Genomic DNA, 16,057 nt, shown 5'->3' with positions numbered 1-16,057 from the left:
TCAGCCGGCCGGCAACTGCAGGGGAGGCAGCACCAGCGCGGGGCCACTTGGTGGGGTGAGGGTGACCTCGATCAACTGATCAGCGGCGGGAAGCACCAGCTCCAGCAGGGTGCTGTCCTCGGTCGTGACGCTCAGCCGCCGGCTCCCCTGGACCGCTTCTAGCACCAGGCCATCGGGCAACAGGTCACCGTCCAGGTCACCGAGGAGCTGAAGGGTGAGGCGCTCGGCCGTGGGCTCTGATCTGGGCTGCGCTGCCACCAAGCTGCGTGCGGCTGAGGGCGGTGCCGCGGTTGGGATGAGGCGGAGCTCAAAACGCTCGACGCACCCCTGGGCCGCCTCGCCGCTGACCAGTTCACCGCTGGCGGTGAGGCCAAGGGGAATGGCGAGGACCGCCAGGGCGTTGGGGATGGGGGCACCGGCCTGGGCCGTGGCTGCGCGGAAGGCACCGGCGGTGACGGGGCGCAGCTGGCCGCCGAGCTGCTCAAGGGCGGGGCTGAGCAGACCGGTGAGCCAATCGAGCACCAGCTCTGCTGACGGCACCAGCTGGGAGGACTGATCGGCTGGGGCCAGGCCATCACGGGGGATGGCGGCTGGATGGAGCAGCGCCACCAGGTTGAACAGCCGCTCGATGTCGCCAGGCAGAGCGGAGAGGGGCAGCGAGAGGTGATCAGCAGCCGGGTCTACGGGCGTTTCGGCGCTGACAGCGCGGATGAACTCCGGCCCAGTGAGCACCCCGGCGATGTGCACGACGGCGCTCTCGTCATCGATGGCGGCCACCACCAGCAGCTGGGGTGCACGGCCGGCCTGGCGCCAGGGGGCCAGGGGCACGTCGACGGCCTCACTCAGCAGCCCGGTGGTGAGCAGCTGCACCGCAAAGCGGTTGAGCGCGAGCAGGCGATCGGGATCGAGCAGATCGGTCTGAGGGCCGATGGGGAGATCGAGCTGCCGCTCGGCCATCGCCTGGCGCAGGGCCGCCACGCCCAGCCGGCGCAGGTCCTGCTCGGCCGTCAGCTGCGAATCGCTGCTGCTGGCACTCCCCTGGTCCGCCAGGCGGATGGCATCGGCGGGCAGGGGGAGAACGTCGAGCGCCTCAAGGGGCTCAAGCGGTGCGGGGGTGGCGGGAGAGCTGGTCATGACACGGGCAGATGCTGGTGCACCCAGCGGCGCAGGGGGGCGATGTCCTCCTCTCGTTCTGGGTGCAGGAGGTGATTCCGCAGGGCCTCCACCATCCGCTCGAGATCCTCCAGGGAGGAGGCGAGGGAGGAGAAGGCGGGATCGCGGAGCAGTTCGGTGGTGGCCTGGCGGGCGATGGTGGCGGCGTGGTGCTCGGAGCGGAGCTTTTTGCTCACAGTGCCGCGGGCGCAGCCGCAACGCTCGGCAAGGGGGGTGTTGGTGAGGCCCTCGCCAAAGCCTTGCCAGAGGCACTGGAGCTGGGGGTTGGTGCTGGCGGGGGCGAGCACGGCGGGCATGACGGCAACGGTGGCGCGATCCAGGGCCGCGTGGATCAAGGCCAACTGCTCAGCGGCTGAGGGTCCGTCGGGCTCGATGGTGCCGGTGAGGGTGGATGGATCGGCGATCTCGACCTCAGTGCCCTCGCCGTCGTCTGCTTGCGGCTGCTGCATCCACTGCCAGCGGCCGCTGCGCGCCATGCGGATGGCATCAGCGATCTGGATCAGCTGCGAGCAGGTGGATTTCGGATCGGTGGCTGGGCTGATGGAGCTCAGGAAGGCATCGTCCGGCTCCCAGCCGGAGGCCTTGCCGGTGCGACGGCGGTAGGCGGCCTTGGCCTCGCGGTAGTGGCTGCGGTAGGCGGCATGGAGCGCCAGGGCCGCCTCAACGGTGAGCGAGCCGGCGCCAAAGGTCTCCCAGGCGTGGCGCACGCGGCGTGGGGCGCTGTCGGCCAGCAGGGCCCAGTTGGAGATCAGGAGCAGACCGTGCTCAAGCAGGTAGGCCTTGAGTCCGTTGTGAGCCTGGAGCTTGGTGCGGGCCCAGTGGGGCAGGCCAGCGCCACGGCTGGCGTCGTAGCTGCAGATCGCCTGGGCGGTGAAGGGGGTGATCCTGGCTGCAGGCAGCGCTGAGAGGGCTTGATAGCTGAGGGTGCGGCCGTCGTCGTCGAGGCCGTAGCTGGCCAGCTCGATCAGATCCAGGCCGTAGGTGTCAGCAAAGCGGCGGTGCAGGTCGCGGAGCCTCTGCTCGATCGGGTGGCTGATGCGGCAGCGCAGGCAGAGGAATGCGTCGTCGTCGCCGGTGTAGCAAGCAGCGAGTAGCCGCCGGTCAGCGGCGGCCGAGGGTTCCTGGAGGCCGTGTTGGGCAGCAGCAGATGCAGCAGCAGCGGGATGAAGGCTGCCGATGGTGATGGCAGAGCGGCTCTGCGGGCTGCTTACCAGGGCGCGGAGCTGGACGTAACTGCTGCTCAAACCGCCGCCGTGTTCTATGCACAGAATGCCAGGAGATACCATTGGTAGCGGCTCGTTGCAAAACGTTGAAACGGGCGCGGTTGAATCCCGTTGGAATCAGTAGATTGAAAAAACGGTGAATTGATCTCGGTGAGCAGGAGCGACCCTGACAAATAGATCAGACAGGCTGTGGCACTGGTGACAACATGCCTTCTGAGCTCTATCTGTGTCCACGGGCACGGGGTATTGGCACTCCCTATGCAACGAAGTGTGATCGACACGGATGGCAGTCTGGCTCAAGGGCAGAACACCGTGGGAAAAACCCTAAATCACGAAGAACTTGAAACGCTAATTAAGGAAGCGGGCGCTCTCAGGGATGCCGGCAGGCTTGAAGAAGCAGCTCTAGTTCTTGAAGAATTACTTGTGCTCTTGGAAGGTGCTTATGGCTCGGATCACCCCGATATCGCCTTTTTTATCCATAGCCTAGCTAATCTCTTCAGTCAGCATGGCCTCTACAGCCAGGCCGAATCGCTCTACAAACGCGCCCTGGCGATCCGTGAGAAGGCCCTAGGCCCAGATCATCCTGATACCGCCAATAGTCTCAACAACCTGGCCTCTCTATACAGCGATCAGGGCCTCTACAGCCTGGCCAAACCGCTCCACAAACGCGCCCTGGCGATCCATGAGAAGGTCCTAGGCCCAGATCATCCCGGTACCGCCAACACTCTCAACAACCTGGCCTATCTGTACAGCAATCAGGGCCTTTACAGCCAGGCCGAACCGCTTTACAAACGCGCCCTGGCGATCCGTGAGAAGGCCCTAGGTCCAGATCATCCTTTCACCGCAGACAGCCTCAACAACCTGGCCTCTCTATACAGCAAACAAGGTCTCTACAGCCAGGCCGAACCCCTATTGCAACGTGCCCTGGTAATCCGTAGGAAGGTCCAAGGCGCAGATCATCCCGATACTGCCAACGGTCTCAACAACCTGGCCTATCTGTACAGCAATCAGGGCCTCTACAGCCAGGCCGAACCGCTTTACAAACGCGCCCTTGCAATCCATGAGAAAGCCCTGGGTCCAGATCATCCTTTCACCGCTTCCAGCCTTAACAACCTGGCCGGCCTATACAGTAATCAGGGCCTCTACAGCCGTGCCGAACCGCTCTACAAACGCGCCCTGGCGATCCGTGAGAAGGCCCTTGGCCCAGATCATCTTGATACCGCCAACAGTCTCAACAACCTGGCCTATCTGTACAGCAATCAAGGCCTCTACAGCCAGGCCGAACCGCTTTACAAACGCGCCCTTGCGATCCGTGAGAAGGCCCTGGGTCCAGATCATCCTTTCACCGCAGTCAGCCTTAACAACCTGGCTTTGCTATACACCAAACAGGGCCTCTACAGCCAGGCCGAATCGCTCTACAAACGCGCCCTTGCAATCAAGGAGAAAGCCCTGGGCCCTGATCATCCCGACACCGCGCTCAGCCTCAACAACCTGGGCATGTCGTACAGCGACCAAGGCCTCTACAGCCAGGCCGAACCGCTTTACAAACGCGCCCTTGCAATCCATGAGAAAGCCCTGGGTCCAGATCATCCTTTCACCGCAGTCAGCCTTAACAACCTGGCTTTGCTATACACTAAACAGGGCCTCTACAGCCAGGCTGAACCGCTCTACAGTCGCTCCTTGGCAATCCGAGAGCAGGCCCTAGGCCCAGATCATCCTGATACCGCGCTCAGCCTCAACAACCTGGGTTTGCTCAATCTAGATGCTGACAAGCCTGATACTGCCCTAAGGCTCCTATCACAGAGCATGAAGATCGAAGCCAGCTGGCTACTTCGTGAAGCCACACTTCAGCCACGCGTCTATCGAACTGCTCTCTACAATACTATTGGTGTTGCATGGGAGGCCACCCATTCTTTGGCCGGCCGCTCCGAGGCAGGTCCATATTTGGCCCTTTCCACACGATTGCTGCGGCACGGCCTGTTGCTGGAGATCGAGCAGGCCCAAGCATCCCTTAGCCGTGCTCCAGGCCCTACACGGGAGCTAGCCCAGCAGGTGGCTGCGTTGAACAACCGCATCAGTGATGTTCAGCTCCCGCCGGAGCGACGCATGGCGCTGCGTCAACAGCGAAATGGATTGGAATCTCATCTCTTCCGCCAGTCGCCCGATCTGCAGCTCCAGCGGATTACTCCCGAGCAGACTGCAGCTGCCCTTCCCAAAGATGGGGTGCTAGTGGAGTTTCAGCGATACCGCCCCTGGCAGAGTGGAGCTAATCGAACCAAGCGCTGGGGGCCTGAGCTCTATCTGGCCCTGACGCTCAATCCCAACGGGGCCATCCGCGCGGTTCAGCTGGGTGAAGCCAAACCGATCGATGAAGCGATCCGGCAGGCACTGAGTGCCTCTGTGCAGGGGCAGAGCGATGCAGAGGAGCGGTGGGGCGAGGTTTCCAGTCTCGTGCTGGAACCCCTGGCCCCGCATCTGGCCGGCAGTCGCCAATGGTTCTTCTCCCCCGATGGCGAACTCCACCGCGTTCCTTTTGCGGCCTTGCCGTCTCCCTCCCGTCCAGGAGTGCCCCTGGCCAGTGCTGTCCAGCTACGACTGCTTACCACCGGGCGGGATCTGGTGCGCTTCCAGAAACCTGTCCCTTCCGGGAAGCCCCCTGTGGTTCTCGCCAACCCCAACTTTGATCGCGGACGGCCTGCTCCCCCTGCCCTGATCGCCGGCACCCCTCAATCCCAACAGCGCTCCGGTGACCTGAGTAATCAACCTTGGGATTCACTGCCAGCCACTGCGCAGGAGGGGGAGCAAGTCGCCACGCTGCTCGGCGCCAACCCCCTCTCTGGTGATGCCGCCACCGTTGGCGTGTTGCAGCGCAGCATCGGCCCACGAGTGCTGCACATCGCCAGCCATGGGTTCTTTGTGGGAGATCAGGACATCCCTCTACAAGATCCCCTCACCACCTCCTTTGCGGGCGGTGGTGAGGTGGCACGCTTCCAGGGAGAAGACCCGCTGCTGCGCAGCGGCATCGTCCTGGCTGGGGCCAACAACCCGGATCTCGACCCCAATGACGATGGCCTGCTCACCGCTCTGGAGGCCACAGCCCTGCAGCTCGATGGCACCGAAATGGTGGTGCTGTCGGCCTGCTCGACCGGCAGCGGTGACATCCAGAGCGGTGAGGGCCTCTACGGATTGCAGCGCGCCCTCACGGTGGCGGGTGCCCGCTCCACGCTGCTGAGCCTCTGGAAGGTGGATGACGCCGCCACGGCCGAGTTCATGGTGCGCTTCTACCGTCGCCTCAAGGCCGGCGAGGGTCGCGCGGACGCCTTGGCGGCGGTTCAGGCGGAGTTCCGCGCAGGCGAGGTGAAGGGCCCGGCCGGTGAGGACTGGAGCGGGACTTTCTACTGGGCCGCCTGGCAGCTGGTGGGCGACTGGCGGCCGATCGAGGGGCTCTGAGCCCTGCTGAGTGAGCAGGCGGAATCACCCTTCAGAAGGCAGAACGAGAAGCAGGCAGCACCTTCGATCTGCCATGTCCTCGTCCACCCTGGTGCCTGCTCTCACCGATGTCCTCGCCACCAGCCGCTCCGCGGATGGCGGCCGTGACGCTGATGAGCAGGCCGTGATCCGCATCGAGCGCCTGCAGTTCCGCAGCCTCGATGAAGAGATGCTCATCAAGGCCGAACTCGAGGAACGGGAACGGCAACAGCAGCGCGACCGCTGGATCGGTCGTGCCATTGGTGCCGGCATCGGACTGTTCTTTGGTGGCATGGTCGACGGGTTCGATGCCGGTGACCTCACCACCGGCTTTGTGACCGGCGCCATGGGCGGCCTGGCCGCTGATGGGCTCAATCACTTCAGCGACGAGGAGCTCAAGGCCAACGGCTTCTCCTGGGCGACGGAACCCGGCAGCTTCCTGTTCCACCGCCGCCGCCACGGCCTGCCCCGCGAGCGGGTGTTGGTGATAGCCCCCGCCGGAGCGGGTGAACCATGGCTTAGCACCCAGGGGGTGCGCTTCTGCGATGGCTACATCGCTTTGTTTGCCATCGAGCCCCTGGTCGGCGACATGCCGCTGGTGAATGGCGTGCGCCACCTCAATGGCATGGGTCTGATGCCTGACCCCCATCAGGCAGCGCAACGGCTGGCCCCCTGGCCCTGCAGCGATGGCTGCCAACGCCCCCTGGAACTGGTGCCCACCGACGCCGGGAACGTGCTGGTGATGGCTGCGCCCATCCCCCACCACTCCATCTACTGAGTTTCGCCATGACAACTCCGACCACGACCACAAGTGATTTCCAGCGGCTTCAGCAGCTGATCCGCCGGGACCGGCTGCGCAAACTCATCGTCCTGCTGCTGCTCACTGGGGTGAGCGGGGCAGCGATCTACGCCCAGGCGGTGTGGGTGCTGGCGGTACTGGCGAGCGGGCTGGCTGGTGTAACGGCTTGGCAGCGAAGGAGGCTGGGAAAGTAAAGGACCGCCGATCGCGCTGGAAACTTGCCCACTCCTGAGCTGGTTGATTATATCCAGGTGTACAGAGAAGTACTCAGCATGCGGGAACTGGCTTGTATATAATTTTGCTCTCTTTGCCAGAGTAGATTCTCGCATCATAGACATAGATTTTGCGGGAGCTTAATAATGTTTGACACATGCCGCCTATCCTCCTAGAAGAATCCTGAAGGCATGGCCAGCATGGGGCGACAACTGGCTTCTTGGGCTTTGAGAAGCCGGCAATTATCTAAAGTCTTATCCCTTCTTGTGGTTGGCTTGTCGATAACTGTCAGCCCGATTCTTATCTTCGCTGCTCAGAATCAGTCTGCACGAAAATACTCTGGCCAGAAGCCCGTGGGTGCTCGCGATGGCAGCCGTCTTGACTTGTCAGGCCGTGCTGAGGCTTACGTCGAAACAAAAAACAAGGTTCAGGCACTTGCAAGTGAAGGAAACTTTATTGATGCCATTAAAAGACTAAACGAGCTATTGAATGAACACGTGGATCCCCGCGTACGTGTTTCAGCACTTAACGACCTGGGATATCTATACATAGGACTTGGGGATGTCAAGCAGGCTCGTTTGCTCTTTATGCGTGCGTATAAAGAGACTCAAAACTTGTCGAGTGATCATAGGCCGTTACTAGCACAAGTCCTGAACGGTCTCGGTCATGTGTACCGCCTGGAGGCACAGTTCGAGTCTTCGGAAGCTTCTTTTCATCAAGTGATAAGATTAACTGAAGGCATGCAGGGCCCGCTGCGAATTGCCCACGCAGAGGCTCTTCTTTCCCTTGGCACCCTCTACCTCGAAAGGCGTTCACTCGTATCAGCAAGAGAGTACCTCGAGAGAAGCCTTGAAATCCTGGAGCAGGACACACGTGGTGGTGCTAATCTCTTTGCTGCAGTAAACAATCTATACTTTGTCAACCTGCTAGAGGGAGATCTGGATGTCGCCGAACAGATGCTAGGGCGCATGCGGTCGATTGCATCAGACGTCTTTGGCGATTCCCATCCTGCTACGGCTACACTCCACTATAATACTGGAGCTTTCTATTACTATGCTCGAAATGATCCTGAGCAAACTCTAAAATATACCGAGCTTGGCTTGGCTGCACAGGCTGGATTCATTCGCGCTCAGCTACCATTTCTTTCTGACGCACGCCGATCGACTCTTCTATCAGCAGTTGCCTCGCAGGGGGAGGCGGCAAAGTGGATTTACTGGTGGACACTCGAATACCCACCAGCGACTGAGGCTGCGTTTCTCCATATTTTGAATAGCCAGGGGCAGCTTGCTGACCTCTATCGCTCGCAGATTTCTCTTGCCTCTGCAAGTGCCGGCAAGCGTGAGGATCTGGGCAGGCTTAGGGATCTCTCTCGAGAACTATCAAATGTAACTATTTCAAGTGACCAGCGCCTTTTTCTGCGTCGAGAGTACGGCCTGGTCGAGGAGCGCCTTTTTGAGCAGTTGCCTCTTCTCAATCGCTCTCGCTTGAGTATTGATAAGTTGTCTAGTACTCTTCCAGCTGGTGTGGTTTATGTCCATTTTCAGCGTTATAGCGACTTTCTCGGTGACGAGACTACGCCCGATAAGGCATGGGGGCGCCAACACTATCTCGCCTTTGTGGTCGAAGCGGGCCAGCCAGTAGTCGCTCTTCCCATTGGCAGTGCCGATGAAATTGATCAAGCAGTCGCAAAATCTATCTCTTTGTCGGCAGCTAATCTTGATGATGCACCAACCGCATGGGCTCAACTCTCCAGTTTGCTCATGCAGCCACTTGGGGAAAGAATCTCTCGGACTCATACCCTCTTCGTCACGGCCGACGGTGAACTATCGCGTGTTCCTTTCGCTGCCTTATCAACACTTTCCGCCTCATACCATCCATATGCCTCTGTCTTGAATATTCATCTCTTAACAAGCGGTCGAGACCTTCTGCGCTTTAAGGACTTGTCTCCCCCTGCTGGGCTTCCTGTGATTCTTGGCAATCCTGATTTCAGTCGTCATCCCAGTCAAATATCTCTACCCCCAAGCGCCCCTTTTGCAAAGCAGCGAACAGCCCACCCTGAAGGTGAGACCTGGAACGAATTGCCAGCAACCGACACTGAGGTTAAACAGATTGCCGCCCTCTTTAACGTACAGCCAATTACCGGACAGCAAGCCTCTGTTGGCTTTCTCGAGTCTCAAAAAGGTCCGCGTGTACTTCATATTGCTTCTCATGGATTCTTTTTGCCCCAGCAAGAGTTCGAGGCGGGTCAAGGCCCCGCTCCCGAAATGTACTACCTCGCAAACCAGTACTCAGGATCTTTCGTAAAGCAGTACCAGGCGGAGGACCCTCTCCTGCGTAGTGGCATTGTCTTGGCTGGTGCAAATCAGCCTGGTTTCGATCCAGGTGATGACGGTCTACTTACTGCTCAGGAAGTTTTGGCTCTTCAGTTGGATGGAACTGAGCTTGTTGTTCTCTCAGCTTGTTCGACAGCCCAGGGTGACTTTCGTACTGGCGAAGGACTCTACGGCCTGCAGCGCGCCCTCACGGTGGCCGGTGCCCGCAGCACTCTTCTGAGCCTCTGGAAGGTGGATGACGCCGCAACAGCGGAATTCATGGTGCGCTTTTACCGCCGGCTGAAAGCCGGCGAGGGCCGCGCTGATGCCTTGGCGGCGGTGCAGGCTGAGTTCCACAAAGGCCAGGTGCCAAGCCCATCCGGCGAGGACTGGAGCCGCCCCTACTACTGGGCGGCCTGGCAGCTGGTGGGGGACTGGCGGCCGATCGAAGGGCTCTGAGGCCTCAGCCGCTGCTGAGGGGTCGGGATGGAATCAGCCCGTAGGGGCTGGAACGAGAGGTGAGCAAGGACAGCAAGCCTGTTCCTCCCATCCCCATCGCTCCCTTTCGTCATGCTGAACCCTCAAGCCGCCCGCGAGGGCACGATGAGCTACACACAGCAAGGACTCTTTGCCCTGGGCATCGGAGTCGTTCTCGCCCCTTTCACCGGAGGGCTTTCACTGACCTATGGCGGCTGCCACCTGCTCTGCGGTGTGGCCTACGACCAGCTCAAGCTGGGCAGCCCCAAGGACCCCAAGTCCCAGAAATGATGGACTGGAATCAGTCCAGAGCAGCTGGAACGAGAGGCGATCAACGCCGGGCTCCATCCCTGCACTGCCTCTCGACCCATGCGACACCTCCTCACCACCCTGCTGCTCACCGCCCCGCTGCTGGTGGCTGCCACAGCTCCGGCGCAGGCCCAGATGTGGAACTCCACCTACCAGCGGATCGGTCCCGCTGGCTTCGGTCGGGTCACCGGACCCGGTGGCTACAGCGGCACCTATCAGCGCCAGCAGATCGGCAACTTCGGCTTCTCCAACTACCGCGACAACTACGGCTCCACCCGGTGCACCACCACCAGGATCGGCAGCTCGAGCTTCGTGAACTGCCGGTAATGGCAACTTCGGATCTGTGTCGAATCCCCCAGCCGCCCACCGGGCGGCTTTTTGCTGGGCTGCACCGCACGCAGCAGCAGAGCAGCGCGGAATCACTGTCCACTGCTCCGAACGAAGAGTCTCTGTCCCCTCCAGACCACCGCATCAGCCATGTCCTACCGCGATACCGCCAGACAAATCGCCGAGCTGCGGCGCATCGCCCGCGAATCCTTCGAGCAGGTGCCCGCCTCCGCCGCCATGCCGGCTGCCGCCGCTGCCAATGGTGTGGTGGGGGTGGAGGCCTTCCGGCGGGTGAGCTACGACGATCTGCCCTCGCACCTCAAGGAGCAGCTCCGCACCGACGGCACCCACAACGGCCCCCGTCGCTCGGATGCAGAGGCACGCGAGCTGTTCGAGCAGGGGGTCAACGCAGATGCCAGAGGCTCGATCGATGGCGTCGAGGCCGTGGTCAACGACCCGACCATCGACGCCATGCACATCAAACCCCATCACCATGGCGGCAGCAGCGATGCCAGCAACATCGTCTACGGGCCGGAGTCGCTGAACAGCCGCCTCCGGGACACCCCGATGAGCGAGGCTGACATCGGAGAAGCCGAGGCCTACACCCTCCAGGTGGCTGAGCAGGCCACACCTGGTGTCACCGGCGACCTCACCGAAGTGGTGGGCGACACGCTGGAAACCGGTGCCCTCGGTGGGGTGCTGGGCGGCGGCATCGCCGTGGCCCATCGCGTTGCCCAGGCCCAGGGGTTCCGCGATGCCGGCCGCCACGACCTGGCGGAACTGGCTGAGGCGCAGATCGCCCAGGACGCCACCAACGGCGCCATCAACGGCATGGTCCGTGGCACCTCGATGGCTGTGACCCAGGCCGTGCTGGGCGCCAATCCCCTCACCGCCGGCATCGGCCTGGTGGCCCCCGATGTGGTGATGCTGCTGAGCGAGAAGAACACGCTCAGCCAGGCCGAATACAACCAGAGGGCCGCCGGCGTTGTGGGCAAGGGCGCCCTGGCCACGGTGCTGGTGTGCGCTGGTCCGGTGGGCTGGCTGGGGCTGGCGGGGTACTCGATCGTCAGCGCCTACGGCCGGGCCAACCAGCAGGGAGCGCCGGCCCTGAACAGAGCCAACGGCTGATCTGGCCGTGCCGCTTCCATCCCCTGTTCACGTTTTCACGTTTCTCCGCATCTCTGAGCCATGAGCCGCCAGCACGATCCATTCCGCATTCCCCGTGCCGGGCTGGAAACAGCCCCGCTGGCGGGGTTGGCCTCAGTGGACATCAGCGCCGCCAGCGAAGGTTTCAGCGGTGAGTTTCTCGCCGAATCCACCCTGGGCGGGGTGATGGTCTACGCCATCTACCAAGCCCTGCTCACCAGCCTGCGCACCGAGGCCCTGCGCCGCCGCGGTGCCATCACCCGGGCGGTACAGATGCAGATGATCGCCAGCACCGTGTGGGCCTCCACCAAGCAGGGTGCGGCAGTCAGCCTTGTGCTGGCGGTGGTGCTGCTGGTGTGCCCATGGCTGGCTGGCCCCCTCTCGCTGCTGGGCTTGGTGGGAATCGGCAAGGCGTCGCTTGATCTGTTCCATGCCTTCTGGGATGGTCTCGATGAGGTGCAGCGGGCCGAGCTACTGGCCGTGGCGATGGAGGCTGGCGTCAATCTCCAGGGCCTGGTTGGCGATCAGCGCCCCAGCACTGCGGCCGCCTGATCCCGGCAGCGGCCACGGCCAGCGTGATCAGCCCAAACCTGATCACGCCTGGTCTGAGGGTTGCTTTTTGGAAGTCAAGGTCATGCCAATGGCGCCACCGACCGTGATGATGTTTGCCAGAAAAAAGCAGATCTGACCGGCCTGTCCGTTGATCCGGTGCCGTAGCTCGGCGTGGTTGCTTCCGGCCCTGAAGGCTTTGATCGTCATGTCGTACTCCGAGAGGGTCCAGCTGGCCTGAATGCCAGACCAGATCAGGCCGTAGACAAAGACCACACCGAAAAAATGCTTCATGGCAAGAGATGGCTGGCAGGGGTAAGTTAGCCACTGCCAGGAGAGTGCTTCCCAGCGCAGGCTGGCGATGTGCAAGTGATTCCGAAGTTGCCTACGGCAGTTCCGCCCTCACTTCGTTCAAGAGCAAGACCGGTGGCCCTGCCATCGGGCTTGCCATGGGCTCGATCACCCCAGCGGCGCTGACGCCCGTGAATCCACGCCGCTGCAACCGCCACCAGCTGGAGCAGCTCACCGACCTGCCCAATGTGGGCCCGGCGCTTGCCGCCGCCCTGCAGTCCCTCGGCTACCAGGTGCCGGCTGATCTGATCGGCTGCGATGCCTTCGAGCTGTACCAGCGCCTCTGCCGGCAGCGAGGCTGCCGGCAGGATCCCTGCATTTTTGATGTCTTGCTCTCGATCCAGCGCTTCCTGGCCGGCGAGGAACCGCAGCCGTGGTGGGCCTACAGCAAGGAACGCCAGCGCCGCTATCCCGAGCTCTGATCCGCCGGCAGGAACGCAACAAAAAGGCGCCCCCCACAAGGGCGCCAACAGGCTGGTGGGCGGCCTCTGCCGACTCACTCGTCCTCGTCAGGTGCACCGATGGGCATCAGCTTGATCTGCTTGCGACCGAGCTTGATCGCGAACTCATCGCCAGGCTGTAGACCCAGCTGGGCGGTATAGGCCTTGCCCACCAGCAGGTTGCCGTTGAACTGCACCTTGGTCTCATAGCTGAGCTTGCGCCCGCCCTTGCCCCGACCCTGCCCTGGTTCACCGAGGCTCACGCCCTTGGCTTCCAGCAGGGCTTCATAGAAGGCGGTGAAGTTCAACCGATCGCTGCCGTCCTTCTTGGTGCTCACATAGCCGCACTCGCGAACCAGTTCAGACTTGGTGGCGTCGCCACATTCCTTGACCTTGGCGAGCAGTTCGGGACCGGTGAGCATGGCTGTTAATCGCACTCTACATACCCTAGTGCATAGCCGGGACGGGTCAATGGAGGGCGATTGCCACATGTTCACCGTCACCGCCTTGCTATGCCGTGAAGGGGGATGACCTCAGCTATGGCCGCAGGCTCTCGCAGGCCTCACCATCCCTGTTCCCATCGAGGTAGGTGTGCCCCTGGTGCAGAAGTTCCTGGGCTCTGGCATGGGAGCTGATCTCGCTGCAGGTGTACCGGCGGCCGCCTGGAGGGGATCCGGCAGAGTTTCTTGAGGATGGTTGGCCTGACCTCCGAGTGCGCCGGAAGTCCCAGGGCTTGGTGATGCCCCCCGGCACCTGCCAGACGCCAAGGCGCCGCCTGCTGGCCCGATCTTCTGCTTCCAGGTACTCCCGCCCGTTGCACTGATCCAGGTACTGGCGGTAGGCAAAGGCCTGGCCGTCTTCCACCATGGCCAGGTTGATGTTGGTACCGGTGATCACCTCAGCCACGGTGCGGCCGTAGCGGTCGGTGGTTTTCACATCCAGCTGCACCTGGGAGCCGATCGGTACGCGCAGCTGCAGGTAGTCGCGGGCCCGTTGGCCGTGGGGGTTCTGGGCCATCTCCGGGGCGTCGATACAGGCCAGCCGCACGGTGATCTTCCGGCCGTCTTGCTGCACCCGGATGGTGTCGCCATCGCCGATCGAGATCACCGTGGTGCGTTGGGGCTGGGCTCCTGCCAGGGATGGCACCGTGAGGAGCACGCTCAGCCAGGCCATTGGCCCGAACAGCCAATGCGCCGCCTTGCGGCTCAAGGCTGCCTGGAAGCTGGCGTGGTGCGCTCCAACAGAAGCTCCAGTTGGCGGTCCTGGCGCTCCAGCACCGCCATGAACCCCGCCACGGTGATGCCGAGCACCACCAGCCAGGCCATCGAAGTCCAGGCCACCAGCTTCCAGGGGTTGGCCGCCAGTGCTGGCCGCCATGGCCTGGTGGGAGGTGAAGTGCGGCCTGCGCCGGGCTGCTCGGCCTCCAGATCCAGCAGCACCCGCAGCAAGGCTTCCGGTGTCACCGGCACCAGCGCCGAGGTCATCGGTCCGGAGGCGGTTTCCGCCTCACCAGCCTGAGCGAGGAGCAGGTCGCGGCAGTGCTGCAGCCCGCCGCCAGCCCAGAACAGACCCCAGGCCCGTCGGTCCTGCTGCAGCGCCACCCAGCGGTGGGGGCGCACGTCGTTGCGGATCAGCTGCGCCGCCTTGGCCAGGCTCCAGCTGCCCCCCGCCGCGAGTGAGGGCTGTGCCTCCAGCAGCAGCCGGCCTTGGGGATCACGGGTGTAGCCGGTGGCCACCTGCAGGGAGAACACATCGAGGATCTGCACCCGCGAGGTGGGCCTCCGCCCGGTGCCATCGGGCGACCAGAACAACAGCGCCCCGCGTTCCCGGGCGATGCAGCGCTCCATCTGCACATTCGTGGGCATGGGCCTGAACGCCTCCGATGCAGCCGACGCCATTCTGCTGGGATCTGATGTGACGGAGGTCGGCTGCACTTGGATGCTGGACGGCCTGCTGATTCCGATGAGCTTTCGCTTCCGACGTTCCGCCCGCCTCGGGCCCCTGCGCTTCAACTTCGCCAAGAGTGGGTTGAGCTCGATCTCGGTGGGCGGTCGCGGGGCGTCCTTCAACATTCCGGTGGCCCGGCCGGGCCTGGCCCGTACCACCGTTGGCATACCGGGCACCGGTCTGAGCTGCAGTGTGGAGGCCCCCGCCGGCGCGGCGGCGGGACTGCCCAATAGCCGCCGGCTGCTGCCAGGCCAGCTGGAAGCGTTCCGCAGCAGCGTGCTGGGTGTACTGCAGACGAAGGTGTTCGGGCCTGGAACACCGGGTCAGCGGCTCTGGGAGCAGGGCCTGGTGAGCCGGCTGCTGGTCGATGGCTCCCTCGGCGGCCGTCTGGCCGGGCTGCTGGCGGTGATCGAAACGCCGGAAGCGATGGCCGACTACATCAGCCGGGCCCGCAGCCAGGACGACGCGAAACGCCGGGCCCGCCGCTGCATCGAGGCGGCGGAGGAGGCCTCACGGCTGGCAGTTGGGCGGGGCTGGCTGGGCTGAGGGCACCCTTCCTTGCGCTTCCGGCCCAAACAGAGGGCCCAGATCTTCCAGGGCGGAATGCCGGAGCAGCCGTTCCTCCATCTGCCGCAGTGTGCCTCGCAGATCGGACGTGCCGCTCGTTGGTGCCTGGTGGCCGTCGTCGCGGTGAGGCGTACCGCTGGGCTGGTGTTCGACCATCTCTCGTTCCAGTGCAATGTCTGACTTCACTGTGGCGGATTGGGCGGGTTCCGCGTATCAAGCATCACCCCCGCAGAGCTTTTGGCGGCCCAAGGATGGATCCGGAACGAGAGCGATACCCCTGCATGCGTGAGGTTGTGTTCCGGGTTGTACGCGAACGCCCTGGTCAGCTGGACGCCCAGGCCGAAACCCTGCCCATCCGCATTGCGGCTCCCACCCTCGAGGAGCTGCAGCATGAGGCTCGTGAGGCCCTGATCAACCACTTCGGGCCTGCCCACTGCACCGTTCGGGTGCGCGTGCGTCGCAGCCAGAGCCCAGCGGTGAGCGTGATCCGGTCGCTCCGGCGCCTGCCTGCTTCCTGCAGCTGAAACCTCCCCAGACTGGGATCGGGCCCCAACGGGAGGGCTGATCCTCATGCCCGAGCCGACTGCCCCCACCCCTGGCTCTGAGCTGCAGGCCCTGGTGGCGGCGATGGGGATGACGGGCACGCTCGTGCTGGCGGCCGATGACCCGGTTGCGCTGGCGTCCTTCTATGGCGCCCTGCTGGAGGTGGAGCCGCAGCCGGGGTTGAGCGCCAGCCACTGGCGTGTGCTCTGACCG

At 63.0% G+C, this 16,057-nt stretch carries 18 protein-coding genes; 12 read left to right on the top strand and 6 right to left on the bottom strand.

Going from position 1 to position 16,057, the window contains the following annotated elements:
* Together KBY96_RS07900 and KBY96_RS07895 are read right to left on the bottom strand one after the other, a co-directional pair.
* Positions 1-1,134, bottom strand: coding sequence for a hypothetical protein (locus tag KBY96_RS07900; RefSeq protein ID WP_254978811.1), 1,134 nt, complete (start codon positions 1,132-1,134; stop codon positions 1-3).
* Positions 1,131-2,417 (bottom strand): hypothetical protein, encoded by a 1,287-nt coding sequence (locus KBY96_RS07895; protein WP_254978810.1) that lies wholly within the window; start codon positions 2,415-2,417, stop codon positions 1,131-1,133. Before KBY96_RS07895 ends, KBY96_RS07900 begins: the two co-directional genes overlap by 4 nt.
* Before the next feature lie 249 nt (positions 2,418-2,666).
* On the opposite strand from KBY96_RS07895, the gene KBY96_RS07890 reads away from it, so the two are divergent.
* From KBY96_RS07890 to KBY96_RS07855, 8 genes are all read left to right on the top strand, one after another.
* A complete protein-coding gene (locus KBY96_RS07890) occupies positions 2,667-5,846 on the top strand; it encodes a CHAT domain-containing tetratricopeptide repeat protein (RefSeq protein ID WP_254978809.1) in 3,180 nt (1,059 codons plus the stop codon).
* 73 nt (positions 5,847-5,919) lie between these two features.
* Positions 5,920-6,642 carry a hypothetical protein gene (locus tag KBY96_RS07885; protein ID WP_254978808.1) on the top strand — a complete coding sequence of 241 codons (723 nt, stop codon included), beginning with the start codon at positions 5,920-5,922 and terminating at the stop codon, positions 6,640-6,642.
* A gap of 8 nt (positions 6,643-6,650) precedes the next feature.
* Entirely contained in the window at positions 6,651-6,857 is a 207-nt protein-coding gene (locus KBY96_RS07880) for a hypothetical protein (protein WP_254978807.1), read from the top strand.
* Between the two features lie 210 nt (positions 6,858-7,067).
* A complete protein-coding gene (locus tag KBY96_RS07875) occupies positions 7,068-9,647 on the top strand; it encodes a CHAT domain-containing tetratricopeptide repeat protein (RefSeq protein ID WP_254978806.1) in 2,580 nt (859 codons plus the stop codon).
* Positions 9,648-9,758: 111 nt separating this feature from the next.
* Entirely contained in the window at positions 9,759-9,956 is a 198-nt protein-coding gene (locus KBY96_RS07870; RefSeq protein ID WP_254978805.1) for a hypothetical protein, read from the top strand.
* Between the two features lie 78 nt (positions 9,957-10,034).
* A complete protein-coding gene (locus KBY96_RS07865; protein WP_254978804.1) occupies positions 10,035-10,301 on the top strand; it encodes a hypothetical protein in 267 nt (88 codons plus the stop codon).
* A gap of 150 nt (positions 10,302-10,451) precedes the next feature.
* Positions 10,452-11,429 (top strand): hypothetical protein, encoded by a 978-nt coding sequence (locus KBY96_RS07860; protein ID WP_254978803.1) that lies wholly within the window; start codon positions 10,452-10,454, stop codon positions 11,427-11,429.
* A gap of 60 nt (positions 11,430-11,489) precedes the next feature.
* The gene (locus KBY96_RS07855; RefSeq protein WP_254978802.1) at positions 11,490-11,999 is read left to right on the top strand and encodes a hypothetical protein; all 510 of its coding nucleotides are present in this window, start codon (positions 11,490-11,492) and stop codon (positions 11,997-11,999) included.
* 42 nt (positions 12,000-12,041) lie between these two features.
* Here the strand turns inward: KBY96_RS07855 and KBY96_RS07850 are convergent, their stop codons facing one another.
* Positions 12,042-12,365 carry a hypothetical protein gene (locus KBY96_RS07850; RefSeq protein ID WP_254978801.1) on the bottom strand — a complete coding sequence of 108 codons (324 nt, stop codon included), beginning with the start codon at positions 12,363-12,365 and terminating at the stop codon, positions 12,042-12,044.
* Between the two features lie 80 nt (positions 12,366-12,445).
* Between KBY96_RS07850 and KBY96_RS07845 the strand changes: the two genes are divergently transcribed.
* Positions 12,446-12,769, top strand: coding sequence for a helix-hairpin-helix domain-containing protein (locus KBY96_RS07845; protein ID WP_254978800.1), 324 nt, complete (start codon positions 12,446-12,448; stop codon positions 12,767-12,769).
* A gap of 74 nt (positions 12,770-12,843) precedes the next feature.
* Here the strand turns inward: KBY96_RS07845 and KBY96_RS07840 are convergent, their stop codons facing one another.
* The 3 genes from KBY96_RS07840 to KBY96_RS07830 all read right to left on the bottom strand — a co-directional run bounded on the left by KBY96_RS07840 (position 12,844) and on the right by KBY96_RS07830 (position 14,652).
* On the bottom strand, positions 12,844-13,209 hold the full coding sequence (locus KBY96_RS07840) for an AbrB family transcriptional regulator (protein WP_254978799.1): 366 nt from the start codon (positions 13,207-13,209) through the stop codon (positions 12,844-12,846).
* A 115-nt stretch (positions 13,210-13,324) separates the two neighbouring features.
* Positions 13,325-13,996, bottom strand: a complete 672-nt coding sequence (locus tag KBY96_RS07835; protein ID WP_254978798.1) for a thermonuclease family protein — start codon at positions 13,994-13,996, stop codon at positions 13,325-13,327.
* Entirely contained in the window at positions 13,993-14,652 is a 660-nt protein-coding gene (locus KBY96_RS07830; RefSeq protein ID WP_254978797.1) for a hypothetical protein, read from the bottom strand. The genes KBY96_RS07835 and KBY96_RS07830 overlap by 4 nt, the downstream gene beginning before the upstream one ends.
* Before the next feature lie 97 nt (positions 14,653-14,749).
* Here KBY96_RS07830 and KBY96_RS07825 point away from each other — a divergent pair, with 97 nt between their 5' ends.
* The 3 genes from KBY96_RS07825 to KBY96_RS07815 all read left to right on the top strand — a co-directional run bounded on the left by KBY96_RS07825 (position 14,750) and on the right by KBY96_RS07815 (position 16,054).
* A complete protein-coding gene (locus KBY96_RS07825; RefSeq protein WP_254978796.1) occupies positions 14,750-15,280 on the top strand; it encodes a DUF4236 domain-containing protein in 531 nt (176 codons plus the stop codon).
* 302 nt (positions 15,281-15,582) lie between these two features.
* Complete coding sequence (locus KBY96_RS07820) at positions 15,583-15,825, top strand: hypothetical protein (RefSeq protein ID WP_254978795.1); 243 nt, start codon at positions 15,583-15,585, stop codon at positions 15,823-15,825.
* Positions 15,826-15,871: 46 nt separating this feature from the next.
* On the top strand, positions 15,872-16,054 hold the full coding sequence (locus tag KBY96_RS07815; protein WP_254978794.1) for a hypothetical protein: 183 nt from the start codon (positions 15,872-15,874) through the stop codon (positions 16,052-16,054).
* Positions 16,055-16,057 lie beyond the last annotated feature (3 nt).

Origin of the sequence: Cyanobium sp. ATX 6A2 (genome assembly GCF_024346355.1) — a bacterium.
In the GTDB taxonomy this organism is placed as follows: domain Bacteria; phylum Cyanobacteriota; class Cyanobacteriia; order PCC-6307; family Cyanobiaceae; genus NIES-981.
Note: the sequence above shows the minus strand (reverse complement) of the source record. Positions and strands in the feature narration are given on the sequence as shown.

What these genes read in the sequence shown, in the direction of transcription:
- KBY96_RS07900 (WP_254978811.1), bottom strand. Translation starts at nt 1,134, where the DNA reads ATGACCAGCTCTCCCGCCACCCCCGCACCGCTTGAGCCCCTTGAGGCG.
- KBY96_RS07885 (WP_254978808.1), top strand. Translation starts at nt 5,920, where the DNA reads ATGTCCTCGTCCACCCTGGTGCCTGCTCTCACCGATGTCCTCGCCACC.
- KBY96_RS07880 (WP_254978807.1), top strand. Translation starts at nt 6,651, where the DNA reads ATGACAACTCCGACCACGACCACAAGTGATTTCCAGCGGCTTCAGCAG.
- KBY96_RS07875 (WP_254978806.1), top strand. Translation starts at nt 7,068, where the DNA reads ATGGCCAGCATGGGGCGACAACTGGCTTCTTGGGCTTTGAGAAGCCGG.
- KBY96_RS07870 (WP_254978805.1), top strand. Translation starts at nt 9,759, where the DNA reads ATGCTGAACCCTCAAGCCGCCCGCGAGGGCACGATGAGCTACACACAG.
- KBY96_RS07865 (WP_254978804.1), top strand. Translation starts at nt 10,035, where the DNA reads ATGCGACACCTCCTCACCACCCTGCTGCTCACCGCCCCGCTGCTGGTG.
- KBY96_RS07860 (WP_254978803.1), top strand. Translation starts at nt 10,452, where the DNA reads ATGTCCTACCGCGATACCGCCAGACAAATCGCCGAGCTGCGGCGCATC.
- KBY96_RS07855 (WP_254978802.1), top strand. Translation starts at nt 11,490, where the DNA reads ATGAGCCGCCAGCACGATCCATTCCGCATTCCCCGTGCCGGGCTGGAA.
- KBY96_RS07845 (WP_254978800.1), top strand. Translation starts at nt 12,446, where the DNA reads ATGGGCTCGATCACCCCAGCGGCGCTGACGCCCGTGAATCCACGCCGC.
- KBY96_RS07840 (WP_254978799.1), bottom strand. Translation starts at nt 13,209, where the DNA reads ATGCTCACCGGTCCCGAACTGCTCGCCAAGGTCAAGGAATGTGGCGAC.
- KBY96_RS07830 (WP_254978797.1), bottom strand. Translation starts at nt 14,652, where the DNA reads ATGCCCACGAATGTGCAGATGGAGCGCTGCATCGCCCGGGAACGCGGG.
- KBY96_RS07825 (WP_254978796.1), top strand. Translation starts at nt 14,750, where the DNA reads ATGAGCTTTCGCTTCCGACGTTCCGCCCGCCTCGGGCCCCTGCGCTTC.
- KBY96_RS07820 (WP_254978795.1), top strand. Translation starts at nt 15,583, where the DNA reads ATGCGTGAGGTTGTGTTCCGGGTTGTACGCGAACGCCCTGGTCAGCTG.
- KBY96_RS07815 (WP_254978794.1), top strand. Translation starts at nt 15,872, where the DNA reads ATGCCCGAGCCGACTGCCCCCACCCCTGGCTCTGAGCTGCAGGCCCTG.